Raw genomic sequence first — 24,847 nt, 5'->3', positions numbered from 1 at the left:
TCAGGAATACAATCACTTTTGCTTATGCAAAAGTGATTGTCCAAAATATGGAACGGAGAAAGAGGGATTCGAACCCTCGCGCCGGTCACCCGACCTATACCCTTAGCAGGGGCACCTCTTCGGCCTCTTGAGTATTTCTCCGAACTGACATTTTTTGCTATAAAATTGTCACTTGCGCCATAACGCATTGATTATTTTACTAAATAAAATTACATTTGTCAAGGGCTTTTTTTATTTTTTTCAATATATAACAGTTCGATTACTGTTCACACCCTACGGGTGTTCCAGTAACACAGTTCGTAACAGAACAGACAGGTCTACGCACTTGCTGCGCTGACCGTAAGAAGCGGAGCACTTTAAACCTCAGACATTAAACTTATCCATCAGCCCTACCATGGTTTCCACCTGAGCTTTCTGCTCCTGGCTGACTGCCGCTGTTTCCTGAGAAGCAGCCGAGTTGCTGTCCACAATTTCAGCAATTCGCATGACGCTTTCATTAATCTGATGCATATTCTTCACATCGCCGGTAAGAATCTCTGACATTTTTCCCATTTTGCCCGTGGCTTCCCTGGCTCCCACCATTATCTCATCCATGCTGACAACAGTTTCATCGGCAATGGCTATTCCTTTATCTACCGCCATTACGGTCCGCTCAATCAGCTTATCCGTCTCTCCTGCCGCTTTGGCAGATTCATCTGCCAGATTCTTCACCTGATCCGCCACAATAGCAAATCCCTTGCCGGCTTCCCCGGCCCGTGCGGCTTCTATGGCAGCATTTAAAGAAAGAAGATTCGTCTGGGAAGCAATATCTTCAATGGTGCTGATAATTTTACCGATTTCTTCTGAGCAACTGCTGATTTCACTGATAGCTTCTTTCAAATCCTGCATCTTTGTATTTCCGGCTTCCAGTACCCGGCCTGCGCGGGTGGAAATCTCCACGGTTTTTGCCGCTTCGGATGCACTGTTCTCCATGCTCTGATACATGTCGTTCATCAGGCTCACCAGATCAGAAACTTTTCCTGCCTGCTCCATACTTCCTTCTGCCAAATCCACAGCAGCACAGGACAACTGCTCGGAACCGCTGTCAATCTGCATGGAAACTTCACGGATAGTTCCCAGTGTCTCCCTCATTTTCTCACTGATTTTCAGAAAGGATTCTTTAATCTGTCCGTATTCTCCCACATATTCCTGCTGGATATCGAAATTATAATTGCCATTTCCCATGTTTTCCAGGATATCTGAAATTTCCTGAATCATACCTGTAATACTGCGTTTCATATGGATAATGGCGCCGGCCATTCTTCCCACTTCGCTTTCATCTTCTTCTATATCAAAATCAGCATGGAAATCCCCGTCTGCCAGCGTCATCATCTGCTCTGATACTTTTATAACAGGAGACAACAGCTTTTCTCCGGAAAATTTCACAATCTTTACAATCTGCAAAACCAGATATAAAAAGGAAAAAGCAAATATAATTTCTACTCCAATCTGAAAAATTCTCAGCCTTGCTTTTGAATTGCTTACCCGTGTCTGTATCTGTGTAATTACCGTATCGGTCAGAGCATTAATCTGTTCTGTAGTATCCCCGTATTCTTCTCCAAATACATAATTCCTGGCTGACTCGATATCTCCCTTTCCGGCAGAATCCATGGCTTCTTCTTCCAGAGGAACAAGACCGTTGGAAAACTCTGCAATCTGGTTCATTATTTTCCATTCTTCATCCGTAATTTTATTTTTCTTCAGCCCTGCCCAGGCAATATCACGGTTTTTATCTTCATTCAGCTCTTTCATATAGGCATCATAATATTTCTGCGCTCCGGTCGAAGCATATGCCTGCACCGCATACGTGAGCGTTTTGGAGCCCAGGCGATACTGATTCAGATAAGTGGTGGTCTCAAGTTCTTCATCTGTTACTTTCCCCATCCACAAATTTGTTCCAATGGAAAGCAAAAGCAGCACCGCCCCCACTGCAACCGCTATCATTGACTGGCTGACTATTTTTTTTAACTGATATGACTGACTGTTTTTTTCCATAATATTTCCTCTTTCCCTCTGTAAAAGTTCAGGACTTCCTGAAAATCTCCCCTTTTTCGCGGTGAAAGTCAGAAACTTCCACAATCATATATTACTTTATTATGGATAATCCGTCAAGTTTAACTATTCTTTTTCTTCTTATCATTTCTGTTTTTGTGTATTATGTATAAAAAAATGTGTACAGCGCATTCTCCGCGCGCGAGGGGATTGCGCAGCAATAAACTTCATTTCCGCGCGCTGCGCATAATTGTTTTTACTCTTCTGCATATGCTCTGATTGCTGTCTCGTAGAGATTGTTTCCATCTTTATCAATTACCACAATTACCGGAAAATTTTCCACTTCCAGCTTTAAAACAGCTTCTGCTCCCAAATCTTCATAACAGACGATTTCGGATTTCCTGATACATTTGGAGAGAAGGGCTCCTGCGCCTCCCACTGCCGCAAAGTAAACTGCATGATTGCGCATAACAGCTTCTTTCACTTCCTGTGTGCGTTTTCCCTTTCCAATCATGGCTTTCTGACCCAAATCCAGCAGACGGGGGGCGTATTTATCCATACGGCTTGCTGTGGTAGGCCCTGCGGAACCGACGGGACGCCCGTTCCGTGCCGGAGAAGGACCCATATAATAAATAGTGGAATTCTCAATGGGAAACGGAAGGGCTTCTGTTAATTTTCTGACAAGTTCTTCCTGTTCTTTTGCTGTCAGATTCTGTCTGTTTCCGGTTTCACCGCGTTCTTTATAATATTCTTCTTCTGTCTGTTTCAGCAGTTCTTCCAGACGTTTGTGGGCGGCATCTCTGGCAACATAGAGAATTCCGCTGAGATAAACGTAATCTCCTGCGTGGAGATTGTCTGTAATTTCTGCAGTGACAGGCATTGTAATATATTTATCCATTTTTCTCACCAGGCTTTCTGTAAATTATCATCGTACTGCTTCCGGCGTTTACAGTTCCCGAACCACATGACGGTTCACATGACAGCAGATATTGACTGCCACCGGCAATCCTGCAATATGGGTGGGCCAGGTGCTGACATTCACTGCAAAGGCTGTGGTAGTTCCTCCCAGCCCTCCCGGCCCGATTCCAAGACGGTTGATTTTTTCCAGAAGCTCTGCCTCAAGCTCTTTCACCCAGGGAATTTCCGATGGTTCATTTACCGGCCTGGTAAGAGCTTTTTTGGCAAGAAGGGTGCATTTCTCAAAAGTTCCTCCAATTCCCACTCCCACCACCATGGGCGGACAGGCATTCGGGCCTGCGTCTTTTACCGCAGTCAGAACAGCTTCCTTCACTCCTTCGATTCCGTCTGCCGGCTTCAGCATAAAAACCCGGCTCATGTTCTCACTGCCAAAGCCTTTTGGGGCCAGCGTAAGCTTTACTTTATCTCCCGCTGTAATCTGATAATGAATCACTGCCGGCGTATTATCTCCGGTATTTTTCCGGATGATAGGGTCGCTTACCACAGATTTTCTCAGAAATCCTTCCATATATCCCTGGCGCACTCCTTCATTGACAGCATCTTCCAGAAGGCCTCCTTCCACATGGACGTCCTGCCCCAGTTCCACAAATACCACGGCCATACCGGTATCCTGACAGATTGGAATCATGTCTTCCCCGGCAATTTTCAGATTTTCCTGGAGCTGATGCAGTATTTTCCTGCCCAAAGGCGCCTGTTCCCGTTCTGCCGCCTGGTTCAGCGCATCATCCATATCGCCGGAAAGATAATAATTGGCTTCTATGCACATTTCTTTGATATTGTCTGTAATTTCTTTGGCTGAAACTGTTCGAATCATGATGTTTCTCCTTCCAGTTTACGTAAATAGCATCTGTTTTTATAATACTGGATGTGCGCCAATCTGTAAATATTTTTCTGCAGCTTTTCGCGCCCGGTATCTGGAAATGTGAAATGTTCTCAGATTCATGTCTGCTGTGGAGTCCAGAATTCCCTGAAATCTCTGCTCCAGCCGGCATTGCCTGCATCCGGTACAAGAATCCCGTTCTCCTGTTATCCGGCAGTTTTCGTGCTCAAACCGGCACTGACTCAGAGCAGGAACAGCATCTGCGGACAGATTGGACAGATAGACAATATCTTCGTAACTGATGGTCTCGCCCATTCTGGATATATTCCAGGATGCAATCAGATGTTCCGCTCTTCCAAAGGAAAATATCAGGTAGCATACGGTAACAACCACCGTACAGTACCGGAACAGCCGGAACGTTTCTTTTCGGATACTGACCATAATTCCCGCCATAAGCAACAGCAGCAGCACCAGAAACCAGAGTACAAGTACCCGCAGGAAACTCAGATGATACACGGAAATGTACAGCATCATCCGAAAGCCGCTGGAGACTGTCATAATACAGGTACAGCATGAAAATACCATCAGCAGCAGATTCAGAATCCGGTTTCTCTGAAACACAGCAAAACATACAAATACCAGAATCAGATTGAAAAGACACACCATCAGCAACTGAAAGAATCCCTTCCGGGCATATTCTGCATAAGTATAGTTTTCCGGCAGCAGCTTTCCGCCCGTAAACAGGAAAATTATCTGTATGATACAAAACAGAAGGTACACTGCTGTCACCATGGACAGAAAGGTAATGGCTGTCACCGGATTCCCCTTTTTCTTTCCCTGCTTCCATTCCGGCATATTGTTCAGGGTCAGGGCTGACAAAAAGCAGTAAATTCCGAAAAATCCCAGCAGTACCAGCAGAAGTATCAGAAAAATGTTGGGAGATAATATGGTCTGGCTCCCCAGATTATGGAACAGGCTTCCCATAATTTCCGAAAAAATCTGGTCCGCACTGCTTAAAAGTCCTGTGACCGCCAGCAGCATGGGCAGCCCGATTATAATTCCCAGCAGAACGTATCTGCCGTTCTTTTTTTTCTTTTCTTCTGTTCTGTGGTTTTTCAGATAAGTTCCTCCATGTATAAAAGGGCTTGCCACTTCCGGTATCATGCAGAGGTACAGGAACAGAATATTACAGAGATACTGCCCGAATCCCCAGTTTTCGTCCTGATACACCTGTCGTAACATGAACACGGTTATCAGAAGGAGAATACCAGCCGTATTAAAAAAAATCACAAATTCACTTGCAGTAAGTACCGTGCTGATACCCAGCAGAACGCTTCCTCCCAGATACCACCAGTTGGAGTTCTGCCATGGAATCTGATTTTTCCGCAGAAACAATACACAGACTGCCAGAGTAGCAATTGTAATCAGCGGATAGGTGATTCCCATAAAATTCCGGTAAAAAGCTACTGCAAAACAGAGACTGTAAAGCAGAGCCAGCCCCATAAAATACGTCACATTTTCTTTCATAACCGGGTTCACCGGTTTCATTTCTTCCGCTGCCGGAAAGTTTGCAGATGCGTGCTCCTGTTCCGGTTTATCGCTGTAATCCTTATTCATCTTCATCTCTCCATTCCAGAATATCTCCCGGCTGACAGTCCAGGGCCCTGCAGATTTTATCCAGGGTATCTACTTTAATTGCCTTTGCTTTTCCATTTTTCAGAATTGAAATGTTTGCCATGGTAATTCCCACCTTTTCGGAAAGCTCTGTCACACTCATTTTCCGCCTGGCAAGCATTACGTCTATATTGATAATAATCGCCATGTCTTCTCCCTTCCGGTCTGTACTGTCCGAACCTTTTGCATTCTAAATGGTCAGTTCATTTTCTTTCTGAATTTCCGCCGCCTTCTGTACCAGATGGGAAAGGACAGCCGCTGCCACCGCTATGGCAGTTCCGGCAAATTCTATCATCAGTGAAGCCAGGAATATTCCGGGATGATTCATATTCAGCAGCAGAAGCACCAGATTTGCCAGAAAAAAATATCCACTATCCATAAGAGCCAGCCCTGATATATATTTCAGATATCTGGCATTTTCCACAGAAAAGGAATTATCCCGGCCGATTTCCGTGGAAATCTTCCATCCGAAATACAGAATCAGAAAGCAGGGCACCGCTGTAATCCGGATAACTGTCAGCCATGGGACATACCAGTGGGAAAATTCCGGATTGGCCCGCACTATTTCTTTCCCGAAAAGGGGTATCAGATAACCGTAAATAATGGCTCCGCAGACGCCGATTCCTCCTATAATTCCTTTTAACCATTTGCTTAAATTTGTCTGAGTCATTGCATTCCCTCCCTGATTTCATCAGCTCTGTTTATTGTCCGGACAATTGTTCTGTTATCAGAATACACGGATTTTCTCCAAAAGTCAATAATTATTTATTAAGATACGATAAATATTTATTGATTTCTATATTAATCTGAGAAAAGGATTCATGGAGAAAGAGTATGGATGCCACACCGGAAAAGCTGTGGACATATGGACAATCATGCGAAAATATGGTATGATTTTAACAGTAATGAATATGTATTTTAACAGTGACGAGGCATTTATATGGAAAATTACACCTTTCTTCAATCCATGGGCAGAGGCCGGCACCCGGAAGGCGGGGGTATTGAAGACAGCTCCTATTGCATTTTTTCCGCTCCTGTGGGAGAACCGGTTCTTCATCAGCGTATTTTCGGAGACGAGACTTCCCTGACTCTGGAGCTTAATTACGGAGAAGAGAATTTACCCAGCGAAATCCGGCTCCGCCAGGAGGGAACCAATCTGATTCTGGAGGAATCTTCTGCAGGTCTGTTTCAGGCTTTTCTGGCAGACAAAAACATCAAATACGTGGGGCAGGCTTATATGTATGCCCTTCTGTTTAAAATTGCCAATCTGGGAGAACTGATTGATTACAGCCTGAAAGAAATGAGGACTCTGGAAGATTCGCTGGACAACAGCATTGATAACAGCGGTACATACCAGATTCTGGATTTCCGCCGCCGCTACACGGAATACGGCAATCAGATTATTGCCCTTAAGGAAATCATCGCCCGCATTGACAAAGGCTATTATCCCATTCAGATGCAGAACAGCTATGTTCTTCAGGGACAGGTGGCATTAGATTTCCGGTTTTTAGAGGAGCGTTATGAGCTGAACAAGAATACCATTATTAAGGATCTGGACACTTATACCTCCATCATCAACAACAACATCAACCGCAATACCCGGCTTCTGACTCTTGTTTCTCTGGGGGCTGTGGCACTGAATTTCATGTTTGGAAGCCTGCTGGCCGTCAGCCCGGTAATCGGCATTGCCGGAGGCGTCCTGATTGGAGGTCTGACCGCAGGGGCTGCCGTCTATTACCGCTCTGACGGTACCCGCCGCCTTACCGCCCACCATGACAGCCATATTCTTTCGGATTCTCTGGAAGATAAGTCTGCTGACAGCTCTTATTCTCTGGAAGATAAGCAGAAGGCTCCTGAAAAGCCGGAAGAATAAAAAAGAATGTGCACAGCGCATTCTCCGCGCGCGAGCGGATTGCGCAGCAATAAACTTCATTTCCGCGAGCTGCGCATAATTGTTCTTATCTTATAGGAAATTCATACGCTTTAACACATCGTAGTAACATAGTATTTCCTGTAAGATAAAAATTAAGGCCGGAAATCTGTTCACGGATTTCCGGCCCTGTTTTTCCTTTTGATTTATGATACTGTAATCTTCCCGGCTGCCATCCGGCAGATTCCTGCAAATACTGTCACACTTTTCCGAATTTGTCGGAAACTACCGTCCGCGGCCGGTCTGCCTCTTCTTCGGAATCCCAGGGAAGTACATCTCCCGGCTCCCGAAGGTAATTGAGTACCTGCCAGATTCCTTCGCCCGTATAGGAACTGACACGGAACACAGGTCTGCACCCGGCCATTTCCAGCCAGTGGTGCGCCCGGTCCGGATTGCCGTCTTCCCGGTCAATCTGGGTGACAATACCAATCACGGGGCGGTTGCAGGCCGCTGCGCAGCAGGGCGGATAAAGGGAATAGGGCTCTGCCGCGTTCAGCAGAAGGCCCACCACATCTGCTTCGTAGGAATACAGTGCCAGGGCACGGGCCAGTGTCGTTGTCTCTGCATATTCTCCCGGTGTGTCAATCACCACATCATAGTGATTAATATACTGGGTTTTGTGATAGGAAATCACATCGCCTTTCAGGGCCTGGGTCAGAGTGGTTTTTCCACATTCGCTGCGGCCCATTAAAATAATCTTTTTCATGTTCTTGTAATCTCACAGACTGTAAAACCCAAACGATTTTTCAGATAGGCCAGAATATTGGAAACTGCGGACTGAACATTGGAAATCCGTCCTGTAAAAATCAGCGTTCCGCTGAATCGGTCAATAAAGCCAATCTCAATCGAAGAGGTTTTCAGTGCGATATCGCCGGCAATTACGGATATCTCAGATGGACACATACTTAAAATTCCAATCGCCGACTGCTTATAATCCAGCTCCGGGTTCAAGCCCAGCTTCTGGTAGATAATTTCGCCAGGACTGGCAATAATATGCGCCAGTGTGACCTGTTTACCGGGAACTGTTTCCTGAATAATACGCAGCTTGCCCTCCGCAGACGCGCCAATATCCAAAAGATTCATATCCATTGCCAACTCACTCCTTTTCTTTCATTTTCCGGCAACCTCATGGATTGCCATGGAAAACATTACACCGCATTACCGTATCATATCAGTTTTTCAAGCAGGCCTTTATGGGGCGACGGAATGACACAACTGCTGGTGATATCGCCTGCATCTGCTAACTGCGTGATGCAGGAATTCAGTGCCGATTTTACAGCAGAAACCTCGCCTGTGAAAATCAGATATCCTTTCCCTCCCAGGCCTCTGGCTACCCGGACTTCCATGAGGGTAATGTTGGATGCTTTCGCAGCAATATCTGCGGCACGAACTGCGGTCAGTGCTGACATGGTTTCCAGCATACCCAGGGCTGTCACATGTTCCACATCAACGGTGCCCACCAGAGCTGACGGTACAGATACATGGACATTGTTGATAATATGATGGCAGATAAGGAAAGTCCCCGCCATCTGCCTGCCCTTTTCCATAGAGCTTTTTACCGCCCCTACCTGTCCGCTGATGATAATAATATATTTTCCGGGGCAGATAGCAGTCGCTACCAACAGCTCCACGTCCGCAGCCTTAAGCATCTCATCTGCCGACTGTACGCCTGCAGGAATGCTTTTCAGCTCCAATAATCCAATTGACTTTCCCATACGCATATCCTTTCTCACCTGCTGCCAGCCCATCAGACTGACAGCAAAATCTATCTCTTACGCCTGAATCACAATGCTGTCATTGCTGACATCTGTCACCGTACCGGAGATGCTGGCATGAAGGTTTGCTCCCAGCTTGCCCTCCGGAATACGGGCAATCAAATCACCTTTTTCCACCTTGCTGCCTGCCTGCACCACCGGTTCAGCCGGCGCTCCCACGTTCTGCCGAAGAGGCAGCGTAACTTTTGCAAAGACAGGCGCGGCAGTTTCATCCATCGGCGCATCCACGTCATAGGATGCAAGTCCCAGCTGATGGATGAGCTTATGGACCGGATAGCGTTTGTACTCCCGGAAAGGCGCACCGTGCTCCGGTTTGTTGTTCAGACTGTTGCGAATACCCTGCTCACCCAGAATACCCTTCAGATTGCCGTTCAGCTTCCAGGGCTGAAGGCCCATCACACAGGCATACTCACACAGGCGGCAGCCGCAGCAGAGATAAGCGTTCATGGGGGTCTGGGCCGGATCACACATGCTGCCATAGGCTGCAATACGCATCAGTTTATGAGGCTGAATACGGTGTCCCAGCAGTCCCCGCGGACAGACTTCGGAGCACAGGGAACACTGCATACATGCAGTTGCCGCCTGCCGCAGGGAAAGACCCAGCGGACGCTCCAGGCTGTTCAGAAGGGGATGACCGGCCGGAACCACTATAAGCCCTTTTGTAGTCTTTGTGATTGCACTTTCCGGCGGAACAATACGTCCCATCATGGGGCCACCGTTTACAATGCGGTAATCTGCCACAACAGGACCGCCTGCCAGTTCCAGTGCTTCCGCTACGGTAATACCCAGCGGAACTCTGACGGTTTTCGGCGTACGTACAGCACCGGTTAATGTCACATATTTTTCAGTAACCGGATGGCCGTCCACAGCATCCAGCACATTCAGGGCAGTCTCCACATTGGTTACCACAACGCCAACATTTATGGGAATGCCTCCCTCCGGTACCACTCTTCCTGTAACCTCATAAACGATAACCTGCTCATCACCTGCCGGGTAAAAAGCTCCCAGCAGATGAAGCCGCAGTTTCGGATAATTTACCAGTTCACGCTGCAATGCTTCGGCAGCAGTATGATAATGCTCTTTCAGCGCTACAACGCCTTCCTCTGCCCCCAGATGTGCAACAATTTTGTCTAAAGCAGTCAGCAGCCTTCTGGCCTGCCCTGCCATAAGCTGCTGGTCTACCCGCAGGAGCGGCTCACACTCAGCCCCGTTGATAATTACGGTATCTGCTTTGGCATTCAGCTTCACATGGGTGGGGAACCCTGCGCCTCCTGCACCGACAATACCGGCGCTTTCCACCAAAGCTGTTAAATTTTCCTGCATAGGAGCACCTCCCTGATCAACGTACGTCCATTCCTCCGACCAGTACGCATCTGCGCCTCCGGGCAAAGGATTTGGCTGAAGTAAGTCCCTCTCCGGTAGGTCCGGCAATGGTAAATGTTGTATAACCTTCACCGCCCACGCCGATTCCGGCATAAGAAGGGCCGTTTTTCACAAAAATTGTTGTCTGTATCAACTTGGCCATTTTGGTCAGCTTATCTACATTGCGGGAATGCATCATGGCTGTATGACGGTTGCCATGTTCCACACGGACAGCCATCTCAATTCCGGCATCCACATCAGGTACCCGCACTATGGGCAGAATAGGCATCATCAGCTCTACCTGTACAAAAGGATGATCCTCTTTGGTCTGGGCAATGATAACTCTCACATCATCATCCACCTGAACGCCCACCTGCTCTAAAATATATTTTGCGCTTTTGCCGACAAAGGACGTCACCGGACTCTTTCCGTTCTCCTGAACCACCAGTTTGACAATTCTGTCAATAATTTCCGGATCTTTCACTTCGTATGCGCCGTTTTTCTTCATATTGAAAATCAGATAATCTGCCGCAGAGTCTACCACAATAACTTCTTTCTCTGCAATACAGGGCAGATTGTTATCGAAGCAGCAGCCGTCGATAATATCTTTTCCCGCTTTTTCGATGTTGGCAGTTTCATCCACCACTACAGGAGGATTGCCTGCGCCTGCGCCGATGGCTTTCTTGCCGCTGGAAAGTACGGTCTTCACAATGCCGGGGCCGCCTGTTGCCACCAGCATCCGAACCATGGGATGGTTCATCATGGCATTTGTATTCTCTATGGAGGGCTGTGATACGGTAACTACAAGATTGGCCGGAGCGCCTGCTTCAGCCAGCGCACGGTTAATCAGCCTTACCAGATGCAGGGAAACATTTTTTGCCCTGGGATGTGGGCTGAATACCACACTGTTTCCTGCAGCCAGCATTCCGATAGAGTTACAGATAATTGTCTCCGTGGGATTCGTGGTAGGTGTAATTGCCCCGATTACCCCAAAAGGAGAATACTCCACAAGTGTAAGACCGTCATCGCCTGACATGGCGTCTGTGGTCAGATCTTCTATTCCCGGCGTTTTTGTAGCTGCAAGCCGGTTCTTAATTAATTTGTGCTCATAATTTCCCATTTCAGTCTCTTCCACGGACTGGCGGGAAATATATTCCAGGTTCTCCTGCTTCAGCACCACATCGCGGATTGCCTGTACATAAGCCGCTCTGTCATGCATGGTGCAGTTCATGTATTTCTTCTGCGCAGCAGCAGCAGCCTCTACCGCGTCATTCATGCTTTCAAAGATGCCCCAGTTTCCGCCTCCTGCTTCCGCAGCCGGATTGGAAACATCATCCAGTCGTCCCAGGACTGCATTCACTATGCCCGCTACTACGCGTTCATCAATATTCATTGCTTTCCCTCCTTAAACAGACATTGCATAACGTGCAATCTCCATATCCTGCTCCACCGTTCCGCCGGATACGCCAATGCCTCCCACAACCTGACCATCCACTACATAAGGAAAACCGCCTCCAAACAGGATAATCTTTCCTGGCGCGGCATTCTCAATTCCGTAGAGGGGACCGTCCGGCCGTGCAGCCTGACCCAGTTCATGGGTAGGCATATGAAATGCATTGGCCGTATATGCCTTGCCGGCCGATACTTCCACGCTGCCTGGCAACGCACCTTCCATCCGCTCAAGCAACAGCAGATTTCCTCCGTTGTCAACAGCGGAAAATACTACCGGTACGCCAAGCATCCGTGATTTTTCTCCGGCTCTCTCTGCCATTCGTTTCAGAACTTCCAGGGACATGGGAGGGAGACTGTCCGTATACTTTGCCAGTATATCTTTTACCACCGCCGTCACTTTTTCTTTCATCTGTTCCTGGCCCATCGTCTCTTCCTGAAGACGTGCCATGGCATAAACAGCATCAGATAAACGGTTCACGTAACGCATCAGTACCTCGCGCACAGGGGAACTGCCTGACAGCTCCACCATGCGCCGTTCCGCACGCCGTACGATGGTCCGGGCTACATGGAGGGCAGACGATGCCGTATCCACACCGGGAATCACAAAATGAGTCATCTTCCCGGTGGTCTCCGTACATGTATCTACCACATGTTCCAGAAAAGCCACATCCTCTTCTGAAATTGTTTCTTTCAGTCTGGAAGCGCCTTCTCCGTCGCTGGCCAGTTCTGCCCCCAGGGAAAACAGCCTTCCCTGAATTGTATATATGGTGGTTCGGATATACTCATGGCACGTATTGGAACGGGCCAGACCCAGCATGGAATTCGCTTCATCAATGGTGCCGTAACACTCTACCTGAAGGTCTGATTTGCTGACTCTTGATCCGCCAACCAGACTGGTCTGACCTTTATCTCCGGTTTTTGTATACAAATTTGCCATCAGCTCACCTCCACAGAGTCTACAATACCCACGATGGATGTATCCACCGGAGCCGATCCATCACCAAATACATAACGGGCTGAACTGCCCTTACAAACAATTACAATTTCTCCGGTACCAGCTCCTACGGAATCTACCGCAATTTCTGTTGAGCCTTCCCGTTCCAGACGTTCTGTCAGTTTTTCAACCATCAACAGCTTCATGCCAATCAGATTCTCATTCTTACTGGTAGAAACTACAGTTCCAATTACTCTTCCCAGATACATTATTCCACCTGCCTCATGATTCAATCTCTATGCGAATGCCCCGTCTGCGAGCTTCATCAGACGCAAGCTGGGTGATGATTGTCCGTTTTGGAACGATGATTACAGCATGATCCGGATAAGACTTCATATGGTTTATACTAAACACACGTCCTTCCAGCACCGCCCGGAACTTTCCTGCATCCATTCCCGCTTTCGTCCTGTTTTCCGTACGCATTTTCGGTTCCGGTTTTCCGGAAACAGGTGCGGGAACAAAACTCATGATGGCTTTCAGGGCCGTCTCCCGCAAATGCTCCGAAGTTGTCAGCAATGCTCCGAAATCTTTCAGAGCATCTCTGTTCTCCCGCATTTTTTCCTTGAGAGCTTCTGTCATGCGAAATCCCCTTCGCGCCCGCTCCGGGTTATCCGGACAGCAGCCGTCCACAGCCACTATCACATTTTTTCCGCGCATCAGCCCGTCCAGAATAATCGCAGCGGTCGGGGTATCCGCCATACATGCAGCCACATGGGCTGCGGTGTTCACCGTCAAAGCAGGAACCAGAATGGTATCGTATCGGGCAGTCAGAGCCTCTGGCGAATCTCCGGGCTTTTCCACCCAAAACTCCTCCGGTTCCAGGGCGGAACGGATTGCCGAAGCATCCAATATTCCGGCAGCGCTCCTCGTCAGCAGTACCCGGTAGGTAAATCCTTCTTCCTGGCGCAGCATCCGCAGACTTTCCAGACCAGGTTCCAGGCCCATATTTGATCCGGTATAAACTACCAGCGCCTGTTTCTGGCGTTCCACGAGTTTTTCTACCACCCGTTCCGCAAGCACCTGCGCTACAATGTTATGGACACGCTGTTCCTGCTCAGTCAACGTCCTCACCCCCTTATTTGGTACAGCTCATGGCAATGCCCAGGGGCGTGACCAGCAGCGGCGCTGCCGGCTTCACCACAGGGGTGCCAAGATACTTTTCAAAAACTTCCTCAAACTGAGTAAAGCAACATGCGCCGCCTACCACATAGACTGTGTCTACGGGGTATTCTTCCAGACTCCGTTTGACGATTGCAGCCATTTTTTCCACCACCGGTTTTACCACAGGAAATACATTGGATTCCTGAGCCGGATCACGTTTCATTATCTCAGCTTCCTGTGTGCTGCATCCGTAAAAACCTGCCAGCACCAGAGTCATATGGGTACCGCCCGTAGGCTCATCACTGGTATAAATGACTTTCCCATTCTCCAGAATGCTGATTCCGGTGGTTCCGCCTCCCACATCCACTACCGCACCGTCCGTAATACCCAGCACAGCTGCGGCTGCAGTAGGTTCATCTACAATTTCAGTCAGCCGAAATCCGGCTGACTCTACCACATTACCGATGGCTTTTACATTACCTGCCAGAATTCCCGGCGGAATCGCACAGGCTCCCGCATCCAGTGTCTCACCTAACAGCTCCTCAAGCTGGCCTTTCAGCCTGGTTACAGCCTGAACAGCTCCCACATAATCCACCACAATGCCGTCCCGGACTACAGTTGATGGGAAAGTGGCACCCGCCACCGGCCTGTTTTCCTCGTCCACTACCGCCAGTACAATGTTCGCAGTGCCCAGGTCCACGCCGGTACGCAGAGTGCCCTCCCAGTCTTTTTTCTCGCCGTTCTCTATCAGATTCTCAAATTCAAGCAGTGTCTCATTGCACTGCGTGATATCGCAACCCATATGCACTTCCTCCACTGCCCTTAATCCGGAAGAATATATGCCCGGTCGCCGTTTTTCACGCCCAGAGCATTGGCCTCCTCCACGTCAATGTGCATCTCAGGGGCAAATTTATCAGACACGCGAATCAATACATTATTCAGCACTGCGCCGCGCAGACCTCCTATCTCCGCCCGAACAATCTGTTTGTCGTGTACTCCCATACGTTCTGCAGTTGCAGGATCGAGATGGATATGGCGAAGAGCGGCGATGACACCTCTCTTCAGTTCCACTTCCCCATTCGGCCCAACCATTTTTATGCCCGGCGTCCCCTCAAGCTGACCGGATTCCCGGACAGGAGGGTGCACACCAAGGGCAAAACCGTCGCCGATGGAAATTTCCACCTGAGATTCTCCACGCAGAGGGCCAAGTACACGCATACGTTTCAGTTCACCTTTGGAACCCTGGCTGGTCACTGTCTCTGCAGAAGCGTACTGACCCGGCTGTCCCAGTTCTTTTACCCGCGTCAGTTCACTGTCTTCCCCAAACAGTGTATTCATATCAGCCCGGTTCAGATGAACATGGCGATTAGAAACGCCAACAGGAACAGAACGTTCCCATTTGCACAGTTCCTCTACCACCAGTCTCACTAAAAGACGCAGGAACTCTTCCTGTGCGTATTGGCTTTTCTCCACGGCTTATCCCTCCTCTCAAAGATCCTTCGGAAGGATTCTCTCCACATCTGTATGAGGACGCGGAATAACGTGCTGTGATACAATCTCGCCTACTTTTTCAGCGGCAGCAGCACCTGCATCCACAGACGCTTTTACTGCTCCCACGTCTCCGCGTACCATAACGGTCACCAGACCTGAACCAATCTTTTCATAACCAATCAGCGTTACATTTGCTGATTTTGTCATGGCGTCGGCTGCTTCAATGGCTCCAACAAGACCTTTTGTTTCAATCATGCCAAGAGCTTCACCCATAACGATAACCTCCAATCTGTCTTATTCTGTCGTCTCCTGTTTACTGCCCCGTTTTCCTCCCTTACGCCCTTTCTGGGCTGCTTTTCTGGTGGGTTTCGGAACTACAGGTTCCTGAGGTTCCTGAGCATCTTCCGTTTCAGAATCCTCTGTATCCTGAGATTTTTCTTCCGGTGCTTCTGTGTTTTCCGACGCTTCTGCGCCCTCCGGTTTTGATTCCTCAGTTACCTCCGGTTCTGACTTTTCTTCCGGCGCTTCTGCATTCTCCGGTTTTGATTCTTCATTTACCTCCGGTTCTGATTTTTCCTCCGGCGCTTCTGCATTCTCCGGTTTTGACTCTTCAGTTACCTTCGGTTCTGATTTTTCCTCAGTGTTCTCCGCAGGTGTTTCCGGCACAGGAGCTTCCTTCGGCTCTTTTATTTCTTCTGCCTGTTCCGGCGCCGGGACGGTCTGCTCTGTCTCCTGTCCCTCCGGCTCCTTCGGCAATTCCTCTTTTACCTTCTTCGAGCCCTTTGGCGGTGTGGGAGGCTTCGGCGTATCCGGCCCCTTTGACGTCTGCGGACCCCCGACAGTATCCGGACTGTACACCAGCATGTCAAGTCCGGCAGAGGGACGGGGAATCACGCGCGTACTTATTACCTGGTTTACTTTAGCGGCTGCCATCCGGGCTGCGTCTACCGCAGCTTTTACTGCTCCCACGTCGCCCTCAACCTTTATGGTGGTCCAGCCTCCGCCTTTTGTCAGCTCATATCCAATCAGCTTCACGTTAGCTGACTTCACCGCTGCGTCTGCCGCTTCAATACCGGCAGCCAGCCCCTGTGTTTCTATGAGCCCCAAACTTTTCTTCATGCCCTCACCTCCCTTCCAAAGGCTTTAACGGTAACTTCTTTACCAGTCGTGCTGCATTTGCTCCAAGGATGCGTACCTGCCCGGAAGAGCGAATCGGAATCCGGAACAGAGGCTGTCCGGCATCAAATTTGGAGACATGCAGAACTGCATCCTGTCCGTCCATTCCGACACCTACTCCCAGACGGGAAGCCTGCGCGCCTTCCCATGCCAGAGAAAGGGCATCCCCTTCCGTTTTCGTCCAGGTTTCACAGGGAACGCCTTCCTCTTCCATTCCGTAGAGTAACTGCCAGAAAGCCTTTTCCGGGACATCCGGACTGCACAGTACATGTACGGTAGGTTTTGTCATTGCAATCTGGGCAGCATTCATACCGGCTCCCCCCTCTCCGTCAGAGAAAGTACCAGTCCTGTTGCCACTGCATTACGTGGACCTTCTGTTCCGCGGATATTGCCGCGGCCTGCCACAACCTTATACTGTGACAGTGCATCCGTAACCATTTGCGGCACTTCAAAATCCAAAGCAGAACCGCCTACCAGTACAACAAACTGAATATCACGGACATTACCGGTAGGGCTGACTCTTGCCAGTGCACGCAGAGCATTCGTTACAAATACCTTTTTCTTGGCCTGTCGCCGGATAAGACGGATTTTCTCCATAGACCAGTCGCCTTCCAGCGGAATCATCTTACCCTCTTTCAGAATAACTGTCCTTGCAAAAATATCAGGACTCAGCGGTTCCGTAAAGAATTCAACGGTTCCGTTTTCATGCCGGATATGGAAAAAACTTTCCACTTTGGCCAACGGGTATTTCTTCACATCCTCTGCGGTATCAAAATTATCCAGCCCCATCTCCGACTGAATCAGAAGCGTCACCATATTGCCCGCACCTGCCAGATGAATGGAGTGGATTTCCCCTTCCCGATTAATAATTGATGCATCGGTAGAGCCTGCACCCATGTCCAGAATGGCCAGAGGTTTATTGGTTCCCGGTGTGGTCAGAGCTCCGCGGATAGCCATATCGGCTTCCACGCCTCCGACCTTGACCGGAATGTTAATCTGTTCTGAAAATTCTCTGGCGATTGCCTCCATCTGAAGACGGTCAGCCTTAACCATAGCCGCAATTCCCACTGCATTTTCCTGTGAAAATTCGTTGGCCAGACCGCCCTGGACCTTCTGAGGTGTAAATGTATCTACTGCCAGCAAATCCTGAATATGAATATCCTTTGGATGCTGCTTTGTCAGATTCGCCATAACCTGGCGGACTTTTTCAAGCATACCGCCTGCGTTTGTCCCCGGCTCTCCCCGGACATCTTCCAGGGCAGGAAGGGATTCCACAGCCTGCATGATTTTTTCGCCTCCTGCATCCACATCCACTTTTACCGTTCGGTTCTGGCCGTAGAATTCAATGAGGCCTGCAGGGATTTTCCGCTCCCTCACGTCGCCTGCGGGAGTTTTGATTACCACTGCAGAACGGTTTCCAATCAATGCACGGGCAATGGGAACCACCTGCCGCGTCTCATCCGAAGACAGGCCAAAAAGCGTTGCAATCCCATATGGATTGGAGAGTACCTCCACCACGCCGCCCACACCGGCTACCTCCACTGCGGAACGCATACCCAGCGGAACTTTATCCACCAGGGATACTTCGTCAACAATGGGTATCTTATGGTGCAGACGGTTGTGGATGAGTACGCCGTCATCCCGCTGAACAATAGCCGCGGTTACCTGCCGTGTGCCCACAGAGCCTTCATTAATCATCCTTGCGGCATCTTCAAAATCCACACTGGCAGGGATTACCACAATATAGTCTTTCCCGCCTGCCGCAGAAGCAAGCTGAGAAAGCAGGATTGTCTCCCCTACGCCGACGCCCATACCGCCGGGCGTAGAGGGATTATGTCCAATCATGGTAGATTCCGTAATAATGGTCTCTGTAATGGTTTCCATGGCTACGTCACCGATAACCGGAGCCGCTTCGTTCAGACATACCTCCGAAAGCTCTGTTATCTCAACGCCCGCCTGTTCCATGGCGCTGGTCAGGGAATGGACGACGCCATTGATGTTCTGCCGGGTTCCCTTGATACCTGTTGTGGGTACTGTGCCGCTGGCCAGAAACTCCGTTCGATTTCCGTCAATCCTTGCCAGAGCTGTTTCTGTTGTCGCATTTCCAATATCAATGCCTGCAACAATTTTCATAGTGGAACCTCCCAACTTTGCAGAATCTTAGAATTTCTTTAATCTGCCGCGCTGTTCGTAAACATCAGCAGCTTCGCGAACGAGAGCAGCCGCTGTTTTGGCACCATATTTCTGGTCCAGCTCATTGGCAATATCAATCAAATCCTGTTTACTTGAACGGTAAGGACGTAATGCATTATAAATCTCCAGCAGACGGTCATCCGGTACAGCAATCAGTTCAGCCGCACGACGCAGATTTCCTGCAAATGCTTCGCGGTTTACGGATTCTGCCACCTGTGCCTGCATTTCCAGAGTCTCCGGGGAAATACGCATATCGTCTGCTGTAATTTCACCGGAAATTACCTTGTCATAACTCAGAGAAGTGAAAGGTTTGCCGGTAGGTGTTTTAATTTTATCGGCCATATTTTCAGCCAGAGGATAATTCTCAGATGTAACTTTGCCGCCGGCAGAGGCAGCGGGAGCTGATGGGGACCCACCGTTGTTCATGGCCTGCATAACCTGTTCTACAATCTGTTTCATTAAGAGTTCCTGATCCATGATTATGCCTCCTTTCACTGGAATGAAACTGCGACAGCCTGAGGTCGCTTATCATTGTCAACATGTTCCGTTTCTTTAATATGCAGCAATGCCGCAATCGCCTGATAGGTAGGACGTGCCATCTGGTCATTGCGAACCGGTACCGGCGTAGGAGCCTCACCTTTCGCATATTTGGCAGCATTCTTGCCAATCTGGCGGAATGTTTCCATTTCAATCAGGGGAGCCTGTGAAAACAGCTCCAGGTTACTGAGGGGCGGAAGATCCTTCTGGTGGATTACCGTGGTACCCTTGGACTGAATGCCGATGCCGATGCCTGATCCTGAATATTCAGCCGCATCGTGAGCGATAAAGGAAACATCAGAGGTGCGGTATACGCGTACCACACGCCATTTTAATCCTTCTTCCTCAATTCCGGCAATAATCTCACGAAGTACTTTATCGTGAGGCTGATGAATAATGGTCTCGGTCTGATAAACACCGAAAGCCGGTGCCAGACCGATGACTACCTCGTCGGGAGCTACGCCCTTCGGTGCATCACCCTGCTCGGTCAGAGTCATCTTTCCGGCTGCAGGTATGGTTGAGGGTGCAGGTGCTGCTGCAGGCGCTGCTGCTGCAGGTGCTGACGGGCTGGCCATTTCTTTAATTACTTCTGCAATGACGCTACGCAGTGTTTTTTCGTCAAAAGTCATATCTCTCACACCTCCTTCTTAAATGTCTTCCGGCCGAATAGCATTCGGAATATCGCTGATCTGTTTCCATCTCTCTTCGCTGATCTGGTATCCAGTCATCGGTCCATGGTAATCATTCGGCGCATTGACAGCAGACAATACATGGAAATTGTCTCCAAAGATAGAAGCTGTGTGGAGATAGTCGCCTGCTACCTTCTGGCGAAGCATATTGTAAATATTCTGTGCCACATCCGGGAATCCCGACTTGTCAAGGGCCTTAACAAAATCCACACCCGTTACATTGCGTGCCATCATATCTTCAATTGCTTTCAGGTCTTCATTTACGTTACGATCCGGCATATCATTGGAACCGTTTGCATAAGTAGCTGCTTCCACTTCCGCATCTGTAATTGGCGGCAGGCCCAGTTCACGGAACAGACCCTGAAGTGCGCGTGCTGCTTTGTTACGGGCTTTGATAACGTCTTCTTCACGTACAGGCTGTAAACCACCGTCAATCTTCATATCACGCTGGATAATATTCCAGTCGTCATAGTCTTCCGCATCCCAGTTGGAACCTGCAAACATATTGTCGTAGTTCGGTGTAGCAGAATAACCGGAGCATATGTAGTCGGTACCGGAGAAGAACTGAGGTACGCTGCGGGCCACACGACGCAGATCAGAATGAGTAAAGGTCTGGTCATTGGAAGTGGTGGATTCAAGATCCAGCAGCATTGCAATCAGGTTCTCAGCAGCGATTGCACGGATACCGCCCGGTACGCCGGCAGGTACGCCTACGCATGATACGGAACCATTCTGTGTTCCCTGAACGCCTGCGCCCTTGGTAACTGCAAGGCAGCGAGCTTCCAGATACAACATGGATTTGCCTTCTGCATAACCCATCTGAACTTCAGAACCTGTTCCGGAGGTGAAACGCATTTTCAGGCCGCGGCTTGCATAGCAGCTTGCCAGGAATGCTTTAGAGTAAGGAGTATCGTCACCGTCCATGAACACCGGCTCGGTACCATATACGGAAATTGTTTCAGCATAAGTGGTGAAACCACGCATACCAAGCATTAACTCTGTAGCTTCTTCCAGAGCACACTGTGTCATAACTCCGGGACGTCCTACCTGAGCTCCTACCATAATTGCAATTGCATTAAACGGAGCATAACGTGCAATACCAACTGTTGTTTCCATTTCAGCAAAACCACGTACGCCGGCTTCTGCAGCGTCAGCAGCAATCTGAACAGGATTATCCTTAACGTTGGTAACATGACACTGGTTTGCAGGCATCAGGCGGGCACGCATCTTTGTCATACCCATCATGATTTCCACAATTGTCATTTTTCCTACAACCTCAGTAAGTTTTGCAGGAGTAATGGAAAGTGTAATATCCAGAATTTCCTTACGGGAAACATTAATATCTATAATTTTACGTGCAATTTCAAGTGAATCCAGGGCCATTGCCTTTTCTGCATTCTCCAGACGAATTGCATGGTCTGCAATAAAGGTATCCAACATATCAAAATCAGCGCGGCACTTACCGTCCAGCTCTGTTACGCGCCCGTTTTCAATCTTGATGCTCGGAGTCGGATCGAAGGGGCTGTTCATTGCAATCAGACCAACCTCAGGCCACTCCTTGACGTAACCGTCCTGATTTACCGGGCGGTTCGCCAACACTTCAAAACGTTTTGATTTCATAGCTTACAGCTCCTTCCTGATTAAAGAATGTAAGGGGTAGTGGTTGATTTCAGCTCCTCATCCGGCGCCAGGCTCTTCAGTAACTGAAGTCCTACGTCACGAGCTGCAATAATCGCCTGCTTCACCGCACCGGAATCACCGGAGAAGAAGTAGTTTACTTCGTTGGAGAAGCTGGTTCCGCCATTGCCAGGTGTTGCGATGGTGATAGCATCAATGGTTGCAGCCTTGGAAGCCGCATCTGCCAGAACCACACCGATACCTGCCGGAGCACCTACGGTAATACCAAAAGCCTTGCCAAGAGGTGCACCCCATACTTTATTTAATACATAAGAAGCGCGGGCACTGTACTGGAACTCCAGATGTCCTGCACTGTTACCGTAAACATCGCCCATTGTACGCGGAATCTCGCGCAGGCAGACTTCTACTGCACGACGGGCATCCGATACATCTTCAGCTCCGAAAATAATCAGGGAACCGTGTCCTGCACCGCCTTCTGTGTCACGGGGACACTCTACCAGAAGACATTCACTGTTTGTTGCTTTTACTGCCTCATCAGCTGCAAAAATCTGCGGACCTGCACCTACACGGTCACTGATGATGCCGATAGCACGATATTTAGGATCAATTTTAAGTGCTTCATGAACCTGATGGTCAACGTTTGCGATAACCAGTCCGATTGTATGGCCCATTGTTGTGCCAACATACTCTGTCAGGTTGCATTCCGGTGAAGCAGCTGCAGGAGCTTCGCAGCATTTCTCCTCTGCAGGAGAAGCAACGGCGCCCAGCCTTTTCATAACTTCTTCTACGATGTTGTTGTTCAGTTCATCCATGTGTTTTCCCTCCAAATTAATTTTTTTGCTTTCACAGCGTTCTCATAAAGGTGGTGGGTTTCTCCGGAAATCCCGAAAATCATTCCATATTCGGAAGGATCTTCTCCACATCTGTATGCGGTCTTGGGATTACGTGACAGGAGACAACCGTTCCGACTTTTTCAGCAGCGATGGAGCCGGCGTCTACAGATGCTTTCACTGCACCTACATCTCCGCGGACCATAACGGTAACCAGACCGGACCCGATTTTCTCATAGCCAACCAGAGCCACATTTGCAGATTTAACCATGGCGTCAGCAGCCTCAATAGCGCCGACCAGACCTTTTGTCTCCACCATACCAAGGGCTTCTCTTTGCATTTTGATTCCTCCTTGTTTTGTAAGTTTTGCGCGTATCCGTCAATTTCCGTATTTCCATGACCTGTCCTTATAATTCGCGTCCTGGATTCCTGTATTTTTCTGAAATAAATTGCGGCATACCCACATGATTGGTTAATTTGTTGCTATTTCCTATTATACTAAAATCCTGCTTGTACTTTCTTGTCCTAATCAGAGAATTTTTTGTCTGATGTTTTGTTTAATTTGCACAATTATTTTTTCCTTCATCACGAAACAGACGTCAGGCTGCCTTCTTATCTGCACAAAGGCATAATCTCCTGATTTATTTTTAATAAATGCACATAATTATCTTTCACGCTAAAGCGCGAAAACGTCTTCCTGCAGAATAAAAAAGAATGCGCTATACGCATTCTCCGCGCGCGAGAGGATTGCGTAGCAATAAACATCACCCCCGCGAGCTGCGCATCATTGTTTTGTTCTTCTATAGGAAAGTATTTTCCTATAGAAGAAAAAAGCGGGACTGCCTGCTGATTTCTCAGCCTGGCACTCCCGCTTCCAATTTCCTGAATGTCTGTAATTCAATCCGTTAAAATATTTTACTTCTTTGATTAACCTGTAATCTGGTCAATCAGAACTGCTGCTTCTTCTTCAGTTGCCCTGCGCGGATTGGTAGCGTAAGTGGCATCTGCCAGAGCAGCCCTTGCCAGCTCTCCGCGCATTTCTCTGACTTTGGACAGATCAGCACCCCATGCCCTGAGCGTGGGAGGAATCTGCATCAGCTGATTCAGACGCTCTATTTCACTGATCAGATTGGCAACGCCAAGCCGCACCGTGGCAGCCGGAAAATCCATAATCCTTGCAATACGCTGGTATTTTTTTGCTGCCAGAGAATACTCTCCGCCCACCACATGAGATAAATTTGCATTAAAGGCCAGAACTTTCGGCAAAAGCATGGCATTAATACGTCCATGGGCAATATGGAATTTCCCGCCGACTGCATGGGCAAGTCCATGGTTAATGCCCAGTCCGGCGGAATTAAAAGCCAGTCCCGCCATACACGCCGCATTCTGCATCTCTGTCCGGGCAAGTAAATCCTCCCCATCCTGATAAGCAAGAGGCAAAAACCGGAACACCAGAGATACGGCTTTTTCACACATGGCGTCAGAAAAATCATTTGCATTGGTTGAAACATAAGCCTCCAGGGCATGTGTCAGCACATCCATGCCTGCATCGGCTGTCACAGACGCAGGAGCGCTGGCGGTAAGAGACGGCTCAAGGATGGCCACAGGCGGACGCAGCGCCTGGCTGTCCAGAGGATACTTGAGACCTCTGGCATTATCTGTAATTACAGCGTAATCTGTAACTTCGGAACCGGTGCCGCTGGTGGTAGGCACAGCAAAGCATTCCATATGGTCCGCCTCAGCACAGAGTGTCTGCTTTGCAATGGCCCGGATAGCCTTTGCCGCATCAATGGTGGAACCGCCGCCCACAGCAATCACGATTTCTGCCTGGCAGGCTGCAAGGGCTTTTACTCCCTCAGCCACCACTTCAATGGGCGGATCCGGTATTACGCCGTCAAAAATGCTGACTTCACACCCTGTCAGATAGGTCATTACTTTGTCTATGGTCCCTATCTGCACCATAAAGCGGTCCGTAACAATAAGAACACGCCGGCCTTTCACCCGGCGCAGACGCTCCAGAGCACCTTCTCCAAAAAATATCCTGGTACTGAAACTGAATTCCTGCATCATAACCTCCATTCTGCCGCTGACGCCTGCGGCGCAAATTCCAACGGAAAACTGTATGCCGCAATGTCCATCGGAGCAGGCGCTGCAGACATATACACCCGATTCAAAG

Annotated in this window: 27 protein-coding genes and 1 tRNA gene; 1 reads left to right on the top strand and 27 read right to left on the bottom strand. The window is 48.9% G+C overall.

Annotated features, from left to right (window positions below; all coding sequences use genetic code 11):
• Positions 1–53: 53 nt before the first annotated feature.
• From VSQ32_17465 to VSQ32_17435, 7 genes are all read right to left on the bottom strand, one after another.
• Positions 54–141 (bottom strand) — tRNA-Ser (locus tag VSQ32_17465).
• Between the two features lie 222 nt (positions 142–363).
• On the bottom strand, positions 364–2,034 hold the full coding sequence (locus tag VSQ32_17460) for a methyl-accepting chemotaxis protein (protein MEH2944591.1): 1,671 nt from the start codon (positions 2,032–2,034) through the stop codon (positions 364–366).
• A 253-nt stretch (positions 2,035–2,287) separates the two neighbouring features.
• Complete coding sequence (locus VSQ32_17455; GenBank protein MEH2944590.1) at positions 2,288–2,929, bottom strand: fumarate hydratase C-terminal domain-containing protein; 642 nt, start codon at positions 2,927–2,929, stop codon at positions 2,288–2,290.
• A gap of 48 nt (positions 2,930–2,977) precedes the next feature.
• Positions 2,978–3,823 carry a fumarate hydratase gene (locus VSQ32_17450; GenBank protein MEH2944589.1) on the bottom strand — a complete coding sequence of 282 codons (846 nt, stop codon included), beginning with the start codon at positions 3,821–3,823 and terminating at the stop codon, positions 2,978–2,980.
• 39 nt (positions 3,824–3,862) lie between these two features.
• Complete coding sequence (locus VSQ32_17445) at positions 3,863–5,446, bottom strand: DUF4173 domain-containing protein (protein ID MEH2944588.1); 1,584 nt, start codon at positions 5,444–5,446, stop codon at positions 3,863–3,865.
• On the bottom strand, positions 5,439–5,651 hold the full coding sequence (locus tag VSQ32_17440; GenBank protein MEH2944587.1) for a helix-turn-helix transcriptional regulator: 213 nt from the start codon (positions 5,649–5,651) through the stop codon (positions 5,439–5,441). Before VSQ32_17440 ends, VSQ32_17445 begins: the two co-directional genes overlap by 8 nt.
• A gap of 42 nt (positions 5,652–5,693) precedes the next feature.
• Complete coding sequence (locus VSQ32_17435; protein MEH2944586.1) at positions 5,694–6,173, bottom strand: DUF2975 domain-containing protein; 480 nt, start codon at positions 6,171–6,173, stop codon at positions 5,694–5,696.
• Between the two features lie 270 nt (positions 6,174–6,443).
• Between VSQ32_17435 and VSQ32_17430 the strand changes: the two genes are divergently transcribed.
• Entirely contained in the window at positions 6,444–7,376 is a 933-nt protein-coding gene (locus VSQ32_17430; protein MEH2944585.1) for a CorA family divalent cation transporter, read from the top strand.
• Positions 7,377–7,632: 256 nt separating this feature from the next.
• Here VSQ32_17430 and VSQ32_17425 read toward each other — a convergent pair whose 3' ends face one another.
• The 20 genes from VSQ32_17425 to VSQ32_17330 form a co-directional block, all read right to left on the bottom strand.
• Positions 7,633–8,139, bottom strand: a complete 507-nt coding sequence (locus tag VSQ32_17425) for a EutP/PduV family microcompartment system protein (GenBank protein ID MEH2944584.1) — start codon at positions 8,137–8,139, stop codon at positions 7,633–7,635.
• A complete protein-coding gene (locus VSQ32_17420; GenBank protein ID MEH2944583.1) occupies positions 8,136–8,522 on the bottom strand; it encodes a BMC domain-containing protein in 387 nt (128 codons plus the stop codon). The genes VSQ32_17425 and VSQ32_17420 overlap by 4 nt, the downstream gene beginning before the upstream one ends.
• Positions 8,523–8,599: 77 nt before the next feature.
• Positions 8,600–9,148, bottom strand: a complete 549-nt coding sequence (locus VSQ32_17415) for a BMC domain-containing protein (GenBank protein ID MEH2944582.1) — start codon at positions 9,146–9,148, stop codon at positions 8,600–8,602.
• A gap of 57 nt (positions 9,149–9,205) precedes the next feature.
• Positions 9,206–10,531 (bottom strand): 4Fe-4S dicluster domain-containing protein, encoded by a 1,326-nt coding sequence (locus VSQ32_17410; protein MEH2944581.1) that lies wholly within the window; start codon positions 10,529–10,531, stop codon positions 9,206–9,208.
• Between the two features lie 16 nt (positions 10,532–10,547).
• Positions 10,548–11,963 (bottom strand): aldehyde dehydrogenase family protein, encoded by a 1,416-nt coding sequence (locus VSQ32_17405; GenBank protein MEH2944580.1) that lies wholly within the window; start codon positions 11,961–11,963, stop codon positions 10,548–10,550.
• Between the two features lie 12 nt (positions 11,964–11,975).
• Positions 11,976–12,959: a cob(I)yrinic acid a,c-diamide adenosyltransferase gene (locus VSQ32_17400; GenBank protein ID MEH2944579.1), complete on the bottom strand. Its 984-nt coding sequence runs from the start codon at positions 12,957–12,959 to the stop codon at positions 11,976–11,978.
• On the bottom strand, positions 12,959–13,225 hold the full coding sequence (locus tag VSQ32_17395) for a EutN/CcmL family microcompartment protein (GenBank protein ID MEH2944578.1): 267 nt from the start codon (positions 13,223–13,225) through the stop codon (positions 12,959–12,961). Before VSQ32_17395 ends, VSQ32_17400 begins: the two co-directional genes overlap by 1 nt.
• Positions 13,226–13,238: 13 nt before the next feature.
• Positions 13,239–14,087, bottom strand: coding sequence for a flavoprotein (locus VSQ32_17390; protein MEH2944577.1), 849 nt, complete (start codon positions 14,085–14,087; stop codon positions 13,239–13,241).
• Positions 14,088–14,091: 4 nt separating this feature from the next.
• Positions 14,092–14,919 carry an ethanolamine utilization protein EutJ gene (eutJ, locus tag VSQ32_17385; GenBank protein MEH2944576.1) on the bottom strand — a complete coding sequence of 276 codons (828 nt, stop codon included), beginning with the start codon at positions 14,917–14,919 and terminating at the stop codon, positions 14,092–14,094.
• Between the two features lie 20 nt (positions 14,920–14,939).
• Positions 14,940–15,590 carry a phosphate propanoyltransferase gene (locus tag VSQ32_17380; protein MEH2944575.1) on the bottom strand — a complete coding sequence of 217 codons (651 nt, stop codon included), beginning with the start codon at positions 15,588–15,590 and terminating at the stop codon, positions 14,940–14,942.
• Positions 15,591–15,605: 15 nt separating this feature from the next.
• The gene (locus tag VSQ32_17375) at positions 15,606–15,881 is read right to left on the bottom strand and encodes a BMC domain-containing protein (GenBank protein ID MEH2944574.1); all 276 of its coding nucleotides are present in this window, start codon (positions 15,879–15,881) and stop codon (positions 15,606–15,608) included.
• Positions 15,882–15,902: 21 nt separating this feature from the next.
• Positions 15,903–16,727 carry a BMC domain-containing protein gene (locus tag VSQ32_17370; GenBank protein ID MEH2944573.1) on the bottom strand — a complete coding sequence of 275 codons (825 nt, stop codon included), beginning with the start codon at positions 16,725–16,727 and terminating at the stop codon, positions 15,903–15,905.
• Between the two features lie 4 nt (positions 16,728–16,731).
• On the bottom strand, positions 16,732–17,094 hold the full coding sequence (locus tag VSQ32_17365) for a glycerol dehydratase reactivase beta/small subunit family protein (GenBank protein ID MEH2944572.1): 363 nt from the start codon (positions 17,092–17,094) through the stop codon (positions 16,732–16,734).
• On the bottom strand, positions 17,091–18,917 hold the full coding sequence (locus VSQ32_17360) for a diol dehydratase reactivase subunit alpha (GenBank protein MEH2944571.1): 1,827 nt from the start codon (positions 18,915–18,917) through the stop codon (positions 17,091–17,093). The genes VSQ32_17365 and VSQ32_17360 overlap by 4 nt, the downstream gene beginning before the upstream one ends.
• A 27-nt stretch (positions 18,918–18,944) precedes the next feature.
• Positions 18,945–19,454, bottom strand: coding sequence for a diol dehydratase small subunit (locus VSQ32_17355; GenBank protein MEH2944570.1), 510 nt, complete (start codon positions 19,452–19,454; stop codon positions 18,945–18,947).
• Between the two features lie 14 nt (positions 19,455–19,468).
• A complete protein-coding gene (locus tag VSQ32_17350) occupies positions 19,469–20,143 on the bottom strand; it encodes a propanediol/glycerol family dehydratase medium subunit (protein MEH2944569.1) in 675 nt (224 codons plus the stop codon).
• An 18-nt stretch (positions 20,144–20,161) separates the two neighbouring features.
• Positions 20,162–21,823, bottom strand: coding sequence for a propanediol/glycerol family dehydratase large subunit (locus tag VSQ32_17345; GenBank protein ID MEH2944568.1), 1,662 nt, complete (start codon positions 21,821–21,823; stop codon positions 20,162–20,164).
• 20 nt (positions 21,824–21,843) lie between these two features.
• Positions 21,844–22,653, bottom strand: coding sequence for a propanediol utilization microcompartment protein PduB (gene pduB, locus VSQ32_17340; protein MEH2944567.1), 810 nt, complete (start codon positions 22,651–22,653; stop codon positions 21,844–21,846).
• Between the two features lie 79 nt (positions 22,654–22,732).
• Entirely contained in the window at positions 22,733–23,011 is a 279-nt protein-coding gene (gene pduA, locus VSQ32_17335) for a propanediol utilization microcompartment protein PduA (GenBank protein ID MEH2944566.1), read from the bottom strand.
• 587 nt (positions 23,012–23,598) lie between these two features.
• Complete coding sequence (locus tag VSQ32_17330; GenBank protein MEH2944565.1) at positions 23,599–24,738, bottom strand: 1-propanol dehydrogenase PduQ; 1,140 nt, start codon at positions 24,736–24,738, stop codon at positions 23,599–23,601.
• Between the last annotated feature and the right edge of the window lie 109 nt (positions 24,739–24,847).

The organism is Lachnospiraceae bacterium JLR.KK002, assembly GCA_036941025.1.
Taxonomy (GTDB): Bacteria; Bacillota; Clostridia; order Lachnospirales; family Lachnospiraceae; genus Petralouisia.
This window is presented reverse-complemented; position numbering and strand designations above follow the sequence as displayed.